Below are 13092 nucleotides of genomic sequence, written 5' to 3'. Positions count from 1 at the left end.
ACTATAATTTATCCATATTACTTGATAAAGTTTCAATAAACTTAGTAATAGGTCCTTTTACCATCATCGCCATCATTGCATTAAATTCACCTTCAAAAAACAATTGTATATCGGTTTCATTTTCTGAAATCGCATCTATTTTTGCAGTTAAAGTAAACGGTAATTTACTTGATGCAGCACCTAAAATAATTTCTGAATTTGGTGTGCTTGCTTTTTTTACCAATTTAATTTCAGGCATACCTTTTAAACCAAATTCAAAGCAATTTTCATCAATAACTTCAAATTTTGCCATATTTTCAGGCATTAATTTTTCGAAATTTTTAATATCTGATAAGGCATTAAAAATGTATTCAGCTGATTTTTTTACGTTTGTTTTTGGACTTTCTAAATTCATTGTTTTGTTTTTTTGTTTCAGGTTTTAGGTTTCGTAAATCTAAACTCGTAAATCTTAAATTCAAATTTACGCTTTATTTTTTGTAATTCAAATAATCTTGCAATAGTATTGTTGCGGCAATTTCGTCAATTAATCCTTTGTTTTGGCGTTGTTTTTTCTTTAAACCGCTATCAATCATAGTTTGAAATGCCATTTTTGAGGTAAAACGTTCATCTACACGTTCCATTTTCATATTTGGAAATTCGGTATGAAACTGCGTTATAAATTTTTCAATAATTTCTGTGCTTTCACTTGGTAAGCCGTTCATTTGTTTCGGTTCGCCAATGATTACAGTTTCCACATTTTCTTTAGAAAAATAGGTTTTTAAAAAAGCAATTAAATCTGTAGATGGAATAGTGGTAAGTCCGCTTGCAATAATTTGAAAGTCGTCTGTAACCGCAATTCCTGTTCGTTTTTGTCCGTAATCTATGGATAAAATTCGTGCCATTAAATTAATTTAAATACAAAAGTAAGTAAAACCTTAAGTAAATGTATGAATTACTACAAATAAAAAATCTCACCTTGATAAATCAAGATGAGATATTAAATATATATTTCTGTATTTATTGTTTTGCAGTTGGTAAACTTTCTAAAATTTCCACTTCAAAAATGATATTACTGTTTGGTGGAATCACGTTCCCAGCACCTCTTTCTCCATATCCTAATTTAGCTGGAATAAAGAAAATTGCTTTATCATTGAAATTCATATTGTTAATTCCTTCTAAAAATCCAGGGATTAAACCCCCTTTGCTTCCGTATTTAAATGGAAAAGGTTGGTAACCGTTTTGATTGGCTCTGTTTAGGTCAAATTTACCATACATTTTGTTTATGGCTTCGTAGCTACTGTCAAAAAGACTCCCATCTTCTAAATATCCTGCATAATGCACATAAATATCTTTACCTTCTGCTGGTTTTACGCCTGTTCCTTTTTGTAAGATGCTATATTGTAAACCAGAAGCCGTAGTTGTTGTTTTTGCTTTTAAAGCAGCTAATTCAGCAACTTTAGCAGCTAAAAGCGGACCTAATTTTTCTTTCATTTCTTTATCAGCAATGGCTTTTGCTTCCGATTCTTTTTGTTTTCTTTCTGCTTCTAATTTTGCATTTGCTTCTGCCTTAATTCTGTTTTCTTCTGCTTCTTTTTTATCTAATTCAGGTTTCATTTTCATATATTCTGAAAATACTTTTTCTGCATTGAAATTTTTAGCTAATTTTCCTTTTCTAACAATTACTACTTTTTCAATTACATCGTCCTGAGCAATAGCATCTACTACTTTTTGCCCTTCAATAACGTGACCAAAAATACTGTGTTTGTTGTTTAACCAAGGTGTATCTTTATGTGTGATGAAAAACTGAGACCCATTTGTTGCAGGTCCAGAATTTGCCATAGATAAAATTCCTGGCTTGTCGTGTTTTAAACTTGGATCAAATTCGTCTTTAAATTTATATCCAGGATCTCCTGCTCCAGTTCCTAAAGGACAACCACCTTGAATCATAAAATTCGCAATAACTCTATGGAATTTTAAACCATCGTAATAAGGTTTTCCTTTTCTGTCGTTGGTTACAAATTCATTTTTACCTTCTGCTAACGTAATAAAATTGGCAACAGTAATAGGTGTTTTTTGAAATTCTAATTGTAAGGCAATTTTACCTTTGTTGGTATAAATTTCTGCAAATATACCTTCCAAAACTACTGGTTTTGGTTTTGCATTTTTAGTTTGTGCTAAAGAAATAGTGGCAGTTAATGCACACAATAATACTACTAACTTTTTCATTTTTAATTAATTTGGTTTTTCTAATAATTCTACTTCAAATAATAATGTGGCATTAGGCGGAATGGCGCCATACCCTTGTTCGCCATATCCTAAATGCCCGGGTATTAATAAGGCCATTTTATCGCCAAATTTCATATTTTCTAATCCTTCAATAAATCCAGGAATTAAGCCAGTTTTACTTCCGTAAGTAAATGGAAAAGGTGCATATCCGTTTGCTTCTTTTCTGGCTTCATCTAATACGCCATTTTCTTCGGCTACATTCGCATAACTTGTGTCAAACAGCGTGCCATCAACAAAAAATCCTGCATAATGTACAAATACTTCTTGGCTATAAACTGGTTTTTTTCCTTTTCCTGAAGAAATTAATTTATAAATTAATCCTGTTTTGGTTTTGGTTCCTGTCGCTTTAATATCCTCAATTTGAGCTACTTTTTTGATTTTAACTTGCTCAAGTACTTTTTGTAATTCGACTTGTTTATCAAAATATTCTTTAAAGACTTTAACCGCGTCGAATTTTTTAGCAGCATCACCATTTCTGATGATTTTTACAGTATTTATTTTATCGCCAACCACAATTGTACTTACAATATCTAATCCTTCTACTACTTCGCCAAAAACACTGTGTTTTCTATCTAAATATGGTGTTTGATCTGTTGTTATGAAAAACTGAGAACCATTTGTGTTAGGTCCTGAATTTGCCATAGATAATATTCCCGCTTTTCCGTGATTTAATTCTGGGTGAAATTCATCTTTAAATTTGTACCCAGGTCCGCCTTGCCCAGAACCTAAAGGATCACCACCTTGAATCATTGGCGGATTTGCTTCGACTCTGTGAAAAGTTAATCCGTCGTAGAAGTGAATGCCTTTGTATTTGGAGTTCACATAATTATTTTTTCCTTCAGCTAATGTAACAAAGTTTGCTACTGTAAAAGGCGCTTTTTCGAATTCTAATTTTATAGTAATATCTCCTTTAGATGTTTCAATTAAAGCATATAAACCATCTGATAAATTACCATTTTCAACTTTGCCTGTACAAGAAATAAATAGCGTACTAAATAAAAGGAATGTAAGTATCTTTTTCATTTTTAATTATTCTGGGGTTTCTGTTTTTATTTCATTTAACGTTACGTGACAAATAATAGGCTGATTCGTCCCGATTTTTTTATCATCACCGTGATATCCGTATGCAGATTGTGAAGGAAAAATGAATTTCACCTTGTCGCCTTTATGCATTAATTTGATACCGTTTCGTAAACCACTCATAATATTTTGTTTGTCTACATAATAGGTTTGTGGTTTTAATTCTTCAGCGGTATAAATGATATTTCCGTATAAATCGGTAATTTCATAATCAAAATTCACTACATCGCCTTTTACAGGAAATACATTTTCAGTACTTTTAGTTTCATAAGCATACCAAAAGCCTTTTTCTGAACGATTGTATATAAATGCAGTATCTTTTTGAATGATTTTTGTGATGGCTATTTTTTCTTGTTCATTTAACTTTTTATTTCTGTCAATGGATTCTTTCATAAAAGTTCCAGAAGTTTGAGAAATGGGTTTACGCGCTTGCTTTTCAGAACACGAAGCAATGAAAATGGTTGCTGCAACAAGTAAAATATATTTGAATGAGTTCATTTTTGTTAATTTATTTTTTTTCGACTGCTAAAATAGCAATAAATTTAGTTATTGTGTCTTCTAAACTATCAAAAGATTTCCCACCAGCTGCATTTTTGTGTCCGCCACCATTAAAATGATTTCGGGCAAACTGATTTACATCAAAATCACCTTGTGAACGAAATGAAATTTTAACTATTTTTTCTTCTGAAACTTCTGTGAAAAACGCTGTAAAATCAATTTTTTTAATGGTTAAGCCATAATTTACTATACCTTCTGTATCGCCTTTTTTAACTTGTAGTTCGTTTTGTTCTTGTTGCGAAAGTGCAATATAACTGGTTTTGTATTCCGGTAACACTTTCATATTTGATAGTGCTTTTCCTAAAATTTGTAGTTTATTATAATCGCCATTATCGTATAAATTTACGTGAATTTGCGAATTATTCACGCCGATATCAATTAAATTGGCTACAATGCGATGTAAGTTTCCGGTAGTTCTTGGAAAGCGAAATCCACCAGAATCTGTTGCGATTCCTGTATATAAGCACGTAGCTGCATCTAAATTTATGTAGTCGCCAAGTTCTAATTTTTGGATGAATTCATACACCATTTGGCAAGTGGAACTATACTCAATATCTGAAAACATATATTTTGCATAGGCATCAGGTTTCTCGTGATGGTCAATCATTATAAATGTTGTAGAAATAGTTTTTAAAACCGTTTCCATTTGCTCACCTGTACGATGAAATGCATTAAAATCTAACGTAAAAATTAGTTCTGCTTCTTTTAAAACAGAAATTGCTTTATTGGTATGCGCGCCTTCAAAAATTAGTGTTGCGTCATTTGTACCTGGAATCCATTGTAAATAATCTGGAATTTCATTGGGCACAACAACCGTAATTTGGTGATTTAATTGTTTTAAAATATGATATAACCCAAGCGTAGAACCCATTGCGTCACCATCCACATTTCTATGCGGAATGATAGCAATTTTTTTTGGAGTTGCTAAGAGTTGTTTTATTTCAGAAATTTGACTTTCGTTTATATGTTGCATTAGTTAAATAGTTTAAAACCAATTAGTACACCTAAAAAACCAATAAAAATCGATGATATTGTGTATAAAAGCGCTAAGTTATAATTTTGATTTTGAATAAATTGAATGTTTTCTAAACTAAATGTTGAAAAAGTAGTAAATCCACCACAAAACCCAGTTATTAGTAAAAGTTTCAACGTTTCATTTTGTACATTATTTTTCTGAATATATCCAAAAAGTAATCCAATACATAAGCAACCTAAACCATTAGCTATGAAAGTTGCCCAAGGAAACTGAGTTGTACTGTTTCTGGTTAAAAAATAACTAAGTAAATATCTGACTACACTGCCAATTCCGCCTCCAAGAAGTACTAAAAATATGTTTTTTATCATCGTTTTAAACTAAAATGTCCTTTTATAATTTTACCGTTTGAAACTTCTATAACAAACCAATAATCTGTTGAAGGAAGCTTTTGATTATCGAAAGTGCCGTCCCAACTGGTGTTGGTTTTGTTAATTTCTTTTATGAGTTTTCCAAATCTATCAAAAATATAAATTTTACTGTTTTCTAACCCTTTTTTATCTAAATTTTTAATTTGCCAGATATCGTTAAAAGTATCTCCATTAGGAGTGAAAAATTTTGGATAGGAAATTGCGAAAAAAGTATCAGAAATTGTTCCGCATTGTTCTTCTTTTACATAAATACGGTATTCTCCAGGTTCAGGCAAGTTAAAAAAGGGTGTGTTTTGAAAATTTACATTGTCAATTGAATAAGTATAATTTCCATTTCCAATAATAGTAATTAAAGCCGTTAAATTTTCCTCAAAATCATTTACTTCAATACTTGTAATAGTAGCAAGTTCAGAATTAATTACAGTAAATGTTTTTGTATTTGTGCATCCATTCGCACTTGTTAACGTCACAATATAATTTCCTTCGTTTGAAATAGAAATTGTTTGTGAATTCTGAACTGGTAAAGTATTCCAACTATATGTAGAAAAGCCACTTGGAGCACTAATTGTAGTTGTTGAATTATTGCAAATATTTATTAATTCGGTTGTTAAAATACCACCAGATGATAATACGTTTAGCGTAATTGGAATGTTAGAATAGCAATTTTCAAGCGAAACAATTCTTGCATAAATAATTTGTTGATTTAGTGTAGTATTCGTAAAGTTTGCTAGTAAAGCAGTTGTTCCTGAGGGAGAATCAAATAATGCTACACTATAATTATTAGGTAAGTTGTTAAAAATTTGGGTTTTAATGGCGTTCAAATCAAAGTCGGCAAATCCATCAGAATTCGTATCACAAGCTGTAAAACTGGTAGTTGATGTAGTTATGTTAGGCGCATATTCTATTTCAATTGAACCTGTAATCACGCAAGTAGTATTGATGTTTATTTCTACAGAATAAGTTCCTGCTGAAGTTACGTCATAAGTGGCACTATTTGTTCCAACTTGATTTCCATTTTTGAACCATTTATAATTTGTAGCACCGGCTTGTGTGGCATTTAAAATTAATGTTTCGTTAGGGCATAAGGAATTTCCTGATGAAAGTAATCGATTAGGTCCTAAGTCTTTTTCTGATACAAAACTTCCAGCTTTTAAGAAAATCCCAGAATCAAATCGGCCATTTCCTTCATCGGCAATTACTAATTTTATATGATATAAAGTTCCAGGTATTACTGCTGCTTGTGCCGTTAAAATTTTAGTTTGCCCATCATAAGTAGTTGGGTAATTGCCTGAATTAAATGCATCAAAATATGCTTCATTCGCAGCAGGACAAATAGTTCCGCTTCCTCGAACCGTATTCACACGCACAGGAATAGTTGTGTTTGGAATTAATGCTAAGTTTTGATACGTAGAAGCAGTAGCTTCTTTGAGTAAAAAAGCAAAACCATCAGTATAATTGCACTGGTTTGAAGCTGGATTCAAAAGATATTGTTCGGATGCAAAAATATAATCAAAGCTGATAGTATTCGCATTCGGTATAAAATCGAATTCTAATACAGTAGCATTAAACGTGTTAGATAGACTTAATGCAGTATTTAAATCGGTGTCTCCATTCCAACTCATTCCAATACCTGAATCAGAAAAATTTGTATTAGGTCCAATTACGGAACTTAATTTTCCAGTACTTAAAACAATACCTTCTTGAAAAGGAAATACAGAACCATTAGCATTGAAATAACCAAAACTCATTTCACCCGCACTAAAATTTCCACCAGTTGCAGAAAAGTTACTTACAGATACGCAACCACTATTGACTAAAATGTTTTCAATTAGCTGTTGTGCTGTAAAGGTTTGATTTACAGTTATATTTTGCGAAACACCAACGTTAAATAAAACGCCAAAAAATATAAATATTATTCTTTTCATAGCATCAGCAAAGATACTATAAATCTCGTTTTTTAAGGATGTAAAAAGATAATAATAAGAATAAACAGGTCCAAAATAGTACTATTACAATACTAACAGGCTCTACGGCATAATTTTTCTCTATAGTTGCGCCCACTGTAGTGGTAACCGATTTCACAAAATTTAATCTCGTAAAAGGCTCTACAATTAAATTTGACATCGATTCTAAAGGAAATAATTTTTTTAGAAAATCAATTGGAGTAGTGTCTTTATCTAAATGTGTATAGCCTAAAATTTGATATTTTAAAATGGCGTGGCCAATATTTTCGCCTAAAAACCAAACAAAAATAAATCCTAATGTAAAAGCAGATCGTTTAATTAACAAGGCAAGAAATAAACAGAAAGAGAAAAACGCAACGTGTTTTAAAAAGTATGCAAACAAATATTCTAAATCCGAAAAAATAATGCCTATTTCTGTATACGAAGAATATTTTAAACCTAAAATTAAACTAATTACAAAAACTAAAGTTGTCGAAACTAATGAGAATACTAATATGGTATATACTTTTGATAATAAGAACTCTTTTTTGGACATTCCATCAATTAAGTTTTGTTTTAATGTGCCATAACTGTATTCATTGGCAATCATTGAAACAATAATTACAGCCAAAAATATTTTTAACCAAGAGGCAATATAAGTTGTGAAGTGCCAAATATATGGAAAATTGAAAAAGCCACTTTTTGCAGCTTCAAATTTAAACACACCAAAATCAAATTCAATTAAAGCTACCGTAGCTAATAACGAAAGCGATAAAAAATAGACTATGGTTAATATTCTACTGGCTTTGTTTTGCCAAATTTTTTGTAATTCTATAGAGAGTAATCTTTTCATTTTTTTAGTTTAATTAGTTTGAAAGTTGCCTGAGGCTCTCGAAGGCAAGTGTTGAATTAATTTTGTTGCCTTCGAGAACCTCAGGCAACAAAATTAATGTTTCGTTAATTCTAAAAACTGTTCTTCTAAACTATGCTTTCTTTTCACTAAATGTGTAAGTGTGATATTTTGTTTAAATAAGTGCGAATTTAATTCGGATGCTTCCAAATTAGCATTTAAATACACCAATACTTTTGAATCCTCTTCTTCAATTTTGTCAATTTGTGGAAACGATTGTAACGCAGTTTTTAATTGAGCTAAATTATCCGATTCCAATTCAAAGAATCCTTCATTTGCTGTAATTCCGTCAACCGTTCCTTGGTATAAAGTAACGCCATTTCTTATTACAATTACGTGTGAGCATACTTTTTCTACTTCGTCTAATAAGTGAGACGCTAAAAGAATTGTTGTGCCCTGATTGGCAATAATTCGGATTAAATCTCTAATTTGTCTAATTCCTTGCGGATCTAAGCCATTTGTAGGTTCATCTAAAATTAAAATTTCTGGATCGTTTAATAGGGCAGAGGCTATAGCCAAACGCTGCTTCATTCCTAAAGAAAACGTTTTAAATTTGCTGTCTTTTCTTTCTAAAAGACCTACTAATTCTAATTTTTCGGTGACTTTTGTAAAAGGAATGTTTTTTATTTTGCAGACTAATTTCAAATTGTCTTCCGCAGACATATAAGGGTAAAAGTTGGGACGTTCAATAATGGCACCCACTTTTTTTAGGGCTTCGTGTGTAGAATGTGCCCCATCAAACCATTGAAAATCGCCAGATGTTTTGTTTACTACGTTTAACACAATGCCCAATGTAGTTGATTTTCCAGAACCATTTGGTCCTAAAATTCCATATACATTTCCTTTTTTAATTTCAATAGAAACATTGTTTACCGCGTGAACTTTGCCGTATTTTTTATGAAGATTGGTGATTTTTAATATAGTTTCCAATAGTATTACGTATTTAATTTATAGGTAAGACGACAGAAACGGTATCCTGTTACACGTATTCGTTAAGAAATTTCGATTTATTTTTTCGAATAAAAGCAACAATTAATGCAACAACATCTTCCTCTTCTTCAGTAAAGAAAATTTCATCTAAGTCTTCCCAACCGGAGATGATTTTTTCATCAAGCTTTGTAATAACCTCTTGTCTTTTAGTAGTGTCTTCGGTATATTTTACTGTGAACAATTGAAAAGCTTTGGTAAGTAATGTTGCTGTTTTAGGCGCTTCAATCTCTTTATAAGCTTGGATAATTTCAGCGGCAAAATCGCCACTTTCATTGTTAAAGAAATAATGCAAACCACCTTCATTCATCGCCGCCTCAAAAATATCAATAAGTACAAATGTTTTTTCGGCGTGGTTTAAATCTGTTTTTTGTTTTTTATCCCAAATATGAGTACCAACGGCTTCAATAATAGCTATTTCGTCTTCTAATTGTAATACGGTTTCAATATTTTGCATATAAAAATGTTAAAGTTTGTTTGTTTTGTAATTTATAAAATTAGGAGTAAATAGTTGTGCTATTATTTCTTAAAAAGCTCCAATAAGTATTTTGCACCTATAAAAGGAGAGATTTCGTGTTGAAGTACTTGCTTTTTAACGGTTTCTAATTGTTTTATTATTTCTGGATGTTGGTAAAAGCTGTTTTTCAGTTGTTCATTAATTGTTTCCATCATCCAATATTGGTTTTGTGCCTCTCTGTTGGCATAAAAATAACCAGAATCAGTTGTTTGAGAAATATAAGCTAAAATAATCGCATACACTTCTGAAATACCATCTGAAGTAATTGAGCTGCAGGTCGTTACTTTTGGCTGCCATCCCGAATCTTTCATAGGAAACAAATGTAACGCTCTGTTAAATTCTATTTGCGCCATTTTTGCTTTTTGTATGTTGTCGCCATCGGCTTTGTTTATTACAACTGCATCCGCCATTTCCATAATACCTCGCTTAATCCCTTGTAACTCATCGCCAGCTCCCGAAATTTTTAAAAGTAAAAAGAAATCTACCATACTGTGCACGGCAGTTTCACTTTGTCCCACACCTACGGTTTCTATAATAATCGTATCAAAGCCACAGGCCTCACATAAAATTATGGCTTCTCGTGTTTTTCTGGCGACACCGCCTAAACTTTCACCAGAAGCGCTTGGTCGAATAAAGGCATCTTCATCTTTTACCAATTCTTCCATTCGGGTTTTGTCTCCCAAAATACTTCCGTGACTTAATGTGCTGCTTGGATCAATAGCCAAAACTGCAACTTTTTTTCCAATGTTGGTTAGGTGTTTTCCAAACGCTTCAATAAAAGTACTTTTTCCCACGCCAGGCACACCTGTAATACCAATTCGAACTGAATTATTCGCATAAGGCAAACAACCATTTATAACTTCGTTCGCTTTCTCAAAATGTATAGGATTGGTGCTTTCAATTAAAGTAATAGCTCTACTCAAAGCCACTTTATCGCCTAAAATAATTTTTTCAATCAACTCAGCCGCACTAACTTCTTGCTTTCTAAACGCTTGAATGTGCTTTGCTACCTGAGAACTTACTATTTCAGGTTTAATTATTCCGTCTTTTTCGGAAAGTGCAGATATTTTATTATTTTTACTCAATTAAAATTGCTTTGTGTAAAAGTAATATTTTTTTTTAAAAGAAGCCATTCCTGCTATCCGCTAAATCTTTTTATTTAAGTTACCTTCGAGTGCCTCAGGAAACTTAAATAAAAAGGATACCGCTCCTATCAGGGCTAGGGCATTCGTTTTCAAAAGAAATAAAATTAAATGTAAAAACAAAAAACTATTTACTATTCGATACTTTCGAAATTTAGTAGTAATAAAAAATAAAATTATGAATTTCAATACCGAAGCTTTTCAAAAATTAACCGCAATTGTAGGCGAAAATTATATTTTTACAGATGCCGAAACACTATCGCATTTTGGTCACGACGAAACGGAAGATTTATCATTTCCGCCACAAGTAGTTCTTAAACCTGCCAATGCACAAGAAATTTCTGAAATTTTAAAAGTAGCCAATCAATATAAAATTCCAACTACGCCAATAGGCGCAAGAACGGGTTTGAGCGGTGGTGCGTTATCTATTTTTGGTGGCATTGGCTTATCTTTAGAGCGATTAAATAAAATTATAGAAATAGACGAAAATAATTTGCAAGTCACTACCGAACCAGCTGTAATTACTCAAGTATTACGTGAGGCAGTAGCTGAAAAAGGATTGTTTTACCCTGTGGATCCAAGTAGTATGGGTAGTTGTTGGATAGGAGGTAATGTTGCCGAAAATGCAGGTGGTGCACGTGCACTAAAATATGGTGTTACTAAAGATTATGTATTAAATTTAGAAGTGGTTTTGCCCACAGGTGCTATTATTTGGACAGGTGCCAATACGTTAAAAAATTCAACAGGTTATAACCTTACCCAATTGATGGTGGGAAGCGAAGGTACTTTAGGAATTGTAACCAAAATTGTTTTAAAACTAATTCCTAAAAACACACATAATGTATTGCTTTTGGTCCCGTTTTATAAGGCAGAACAAGCTTGTGAAGCGGTTTCTGCTATATTCAGAGCCGGAATAGTACCGAGTGCATTAGAATTTATGGAGCGTGATGCGATAGATTGGTCGGTTACCTATTTAGATGGCATTTCTGTAGATGTAAAACCAGAACATCAAGCCCATTTATTAATTGAAGTAGATGGAAATTACCCTGAAATTTTAATGCAAGAAGCAGAAAAAATATTGGAAGTGGTAGAACAATTTGAAATCGATGAAGTATTATTCGCAGATACAGAAGATCAGAAAAATGCCCTTTGGAAAATGCGAAGAGGTGTGGCTGAAGCTGTAAAGGCAAATTCTATTTATAAAGAAGAAGATACGGTTGTACCAAGATTTGAATTACCAAAATTATTAAAAGGAATTAAAGAAATTGGTTCAAAATACGGATTTCAATCGGTGTGCTATGGACACGCAGGTGATGGAAATTTACACGTGAATATTATCAAAGGCACAATGACTGATAGCAATTGGAAAACTGAAGTTCCAAAAGGAATAAGAGAAATTTTTGAATTAACAGTTTCTCTAAAAGGAACTTTATCTGGAGAACACGGTATCGGATTGGTACAAAAAAACTATATGGATATTGTTTTTAACAAAGGTCATTTAGAACTTATGGAGAGAATAAAAGCTGTTTTCGACCCTAATAATATATTAAATCCTGGGAAAATTTTCCCTGACGAGTTGTAAAAAAATGGGTTTATTTTTTTAAGAAATCCAACAAAACTGGATCTGCGTTTTTAAACGTATTGTCCATTTCAGTAATGGTGGCAATTCGTTTTTTATTTAATTTTATTAGAATGTCTTTTTCAGTTGTAAATAAAATTACAGTTAAAAACGGATTGTTTAGGTATTGATTTAAAAGCATCACTACATCTTCAATAGGTTTTATTTCAATAATTTCTTCTGATAAATATCTGAACGTTACATTGAATTTTAAAGCATCATTATCTACAATCGTACGGAAATATATATTTGTTAATTCCGTTTTCCCAATGGTTTTTCCTAAGGTTAACTTTGCGAAAGTCCCATTTGATAAACTGGTTTTTAGGTGTTCGTATATTGCATTTATTTGTTCAGAATAGCTCATTCAGTTTTTTTTGTAAAAGTACTAAAAGTTTAGCATAAAAAAATCCTCAATTATTTCTAATTCAGGACTTGTTTTTTTAATCTCGTTTTGGATTGTTTCTTTTATCTCTTTTTTCTTCCTTTTTTTCTTTAGCGGTTTTTAAAGGTTCTTTTTTTTGTACTTTTTTTGCGTCTTGACTTTTAGCCATAATTTTTGAATTTTCTAATTACTTCGCATTATTTGTTTTGTAAATATAACTTCTTTTATTGATGTTCAACCTATTCAAATCTGGTTTTACCAATTATTATTAATAAAATGCAACACA

General features: G+C 31.8%; 14 protein-coding genes. 1 reads left to right on the top strand and 13 read right to left on the bottom strand.

Annotated features, from left to right (window positions below; all coding sequences use genetic code 11):
• Position 1: 1 nt before the first annotated feature.
• The 12 genes from KA468_RS03545 to meaB form a co-directional block, all read right to left on the bottom strand.
• Positions 2 to 394: an SRPBCC family protein gene (locus tag KA468_RS03545; RefSeq protein ID WP_291241560.1), complete on the bottom strand. Its 393-nt coding sequence runs from the start codon at positions 392 to 394 to the stop codon at positions 2 to 4.
• A 73-nt stretch (positions 395 to 467) separates the two neighbouring features.
• Positions 468 to 881: a Holliday junction resolvase RuvX gene (gene ruvX / locus KA468_RS03540; RefSeq protein ID WP_291241559.1), complete on the bottom strand. Its 414-nt coding sequence runs from the start codon at positions 879 to 881 to the stop codon at positions 468 to 470.
• 115 nt (positions 882 to 996) lie between these two features.
• Positions 997 to 2205 carry a peptidylprolyl isomerase gene (locus tag KA468_RS03535; RefSeq protein ID WP_291241558.1) on the bottom strand — a complete coding sequence of 403 codons (1209 nt, stop codon included), beginning with the start codon at positions 2203 to 2205 and terminating at the stop codon, positions 997 to 999.
• A gap of 6 nt (positions 2206 to 2211) precedes the next feature.
• Entirely contained in the window at positions 2212 to 3288 is a 1077-nt protein-coding gene (locus KA468_RS03530) for a peptidylprolyl isomerase (RefSeq protein WP_291241557.1), read from the bottom strand.
• 6 nt (positions 3289 to 3294) lie between these two features.
• A complete protein-coding gene (gldI, locus tag KA468_RS03525; RefSeq protein ID WP_291241556.1) occupies positions 3295 to 3843 on the bottom strand; it encodes a gliding motility-associated peptidyl-prolyl isomerase GldI in 549 nt (182 codons plus the stop codon).
• 10 nt (positions 3844 to 3853) lie between these two features.
• Positions 3854 to 4876: a bifunctional oligoribonuclease/PAP phosphatase NrnA gene (locus tag KA468_RS03520; protein WP_291241555.1), complete on the bottom strand. Its 1023-nt coding sequence runs from the start codon at positions 4874 to 4876 to the stop codon at positions 3854 to 3856.
• Positions 4876 to 5247: a fluoride efflux transporter CrcB gene (gene crcB / locus KA468_RS03515; protein ID WP_291241554.1), complete on the bottom strand. Its 372-nt coding sequence runs from the start codon at positions 5245 to 5247 to the stop codon at positions 4876 to 4878. Before crcB ends, KA468_RS03520 begins: the two co-directional genes overlap by 1 nt.
• Positions 5244 to 7232, bottom strand: coding sequence for a T9SS type B sorting domain-containing protein (locus KA468_RS03510; protein ID WP_291241553.1), 1989 nt, complete (start codon positions 7230 to 7232; stop codon positions 5244 to 5246). The genes crcB and KA468_RS03510 overlap by 4 nt, the downstream gene beginning before the upstream one ends.
• Before the next feature lie 16 nt (positions 7233 to 7248).
• Entirely contained in the window at positions 7249 to 8103 is an 855-nt protein-coding gene (locus KA468_RS03505) for an ABC transporter permease subunit (RefSeq protein WP_291241552.1), read from the bottom strand.
• A gap of 93 nt (positions 8104 to 8196) precedes the next feature.
• Positions 8197 to 9090, bottom strand: a complete 894-nt coding sequence (locus tag KA468_RS03500; RefSeq protein WP_291241551.1) for an ATP-binding cassette domain-containing protein — start codon at positions 9088 to 9090, stop codon at positions 8197 to 8199.
• 49 nt (positions 9091 to 9139) lie between these two features.
• Positions 9140 to 9604, bottom strand: coding sequence for a DUF4375 domain-containing protein (locus KA468_RS03495; RefSeq protein WP_291241550.1), 465 nt, complete (start codon positions 9602 to 9604; stop codon positions 9140 to 9142).
• A gap of 62 nt (positions 9605 to 9666) precedes the next feature.
• Positions 9667 to 10749 (bottom strand): methylmalonyl Co-A mutase-associated GTPase MeaB, encoded by a 1083-nt coding sequence (gene meaB, locus KA468_RS03490; RefSeq protein WP_291241549.1) that lies wholly within the window; start codon positions 10747 to 10749, stop codon positions 9667 to 9669.
• Between the two features lie 235 nt (positions 10750 to 10984).
• Here meaB and KA468_RS03485 point away from each other — a divergent pair, with 235 nt between their 5' ends.
• Entirely contained in the window at positions 10985 to 12388 is a 1404-nt protein-coding gene (locus KA468_RS03485; protein ID WP_291241548.1) for an FAD-linked oxidase C-terminal domain-containing protein, read from the top strand.
• Positions 12389 to 12398: 10 nt separating this feature from the next.
• On the opposite strand, the gene KA468_RS03480 is transcribed toward KA468_RS03485, so the two are convergent.
• Positions 12399 to 12788: a hypothetical protein gene (locus KA468_RS03480; protein ID WP_291241547.1), complete on the bottom strand. Its 390-nt coding sequence runs from the start codon at positions 12786 to 12788 to the stop codon at positions 12399 to 12401.
• Between the last annotated feature and the right edge of the window lie 304 nt (positions 12789 to 13092).

Origin of the sequence: Flavobacterium sp., from assembly GCF_017985075.1 — a bacterium.
Classification (GTDB): domain Bacteria; phylum Bacteroidota; class Bacteroidia; order Flavobacteriales; family Flavobacteriaceae; genus Flavobacterium.
The sequence above is the reverse complement of the archived record's forward strand: the minus strand, read 5'-3'. Positions and strand labels throughout refer to the sequence as shown.

Coding starts and splice junctions, on each gene's coding strand:
- KA468_RS03480 (WP_291241547.1), bottom strand. CDS start 12,788: ATGAGCTATTCTGAACAAATAAATGCAATATACGAACACCTAAAAACC.
- KA468_RS03485 (WP_291241548.1), top strand. CDS start 10,985: ATGAATTTCAATACCGAAGCTTTTCAAAAATTAACCGCAATTGTAGGC.
- KA468_RS03495 (WP_291241550.1), bottom strand. CDS start 9,604: ATGCAAAATATTGAAACCGTATTACAATTAGAAGACGAAATAGCTATT.
- ruvX (WP_291241559.1), bottom strand. CDS start 881: ATGGCACGAATTTTATCCATAGATTACGGACAAAAACGAACAGGAATT.
- gldI (WP_291241556.1), bottom strand. CDS start 3,843: ATGAACTCATTCAAATATATTTTACTTGTTGCAGCAACCATTTTCATT.
- KA468_RS03530 (WP_291241557.1), bottom strand. CDS start 3,288: ATGAAAAAGATACTTACATTCCTTTTATTTAGTACGCTATTTATTTCT.
- KA468_RS03545 (WP_291241560.1), bottom strand. CDS start 394: ATGAATTTAGAAAGTCCAAAAACAAACGTAAAAAAATCAGCTGAATAC.
- KA468_RS03520 (WP_291241555.1), bottom strand. CDS start 4,876: ATGCAACATATAAACGAAAGTCAAATTTCTGAAATAAAACAACTCTTA.
- crcB (WP_291241554.1), bottom strand. CDS start 5,247: ATGATAAAAAACATATTTTTAGTACTTCTTGGAGGCGGAATTGGCAGT.
- KA468_RS03510 (WP_291241553.1), bottom strand. CDS start 7,232: ATGAAAAGAATAATATTTATATTTTTTGGCGTTTTATTTAACGTTGGT.
- KA468_RS03505 (WP_291241552.1), bottom strand. CDS start 8,103: ATGAAAAGATTACTCTCTATAGAATTACAAAAAATTTGGCAAAACAAA.
- KA468_RS03535 (WP_291241558.1), bottom strand. CDS start 2,205: ATGAAAAAGTTAGTAGTATTATTGTGTGCATTAACTGCCACTATTTCT.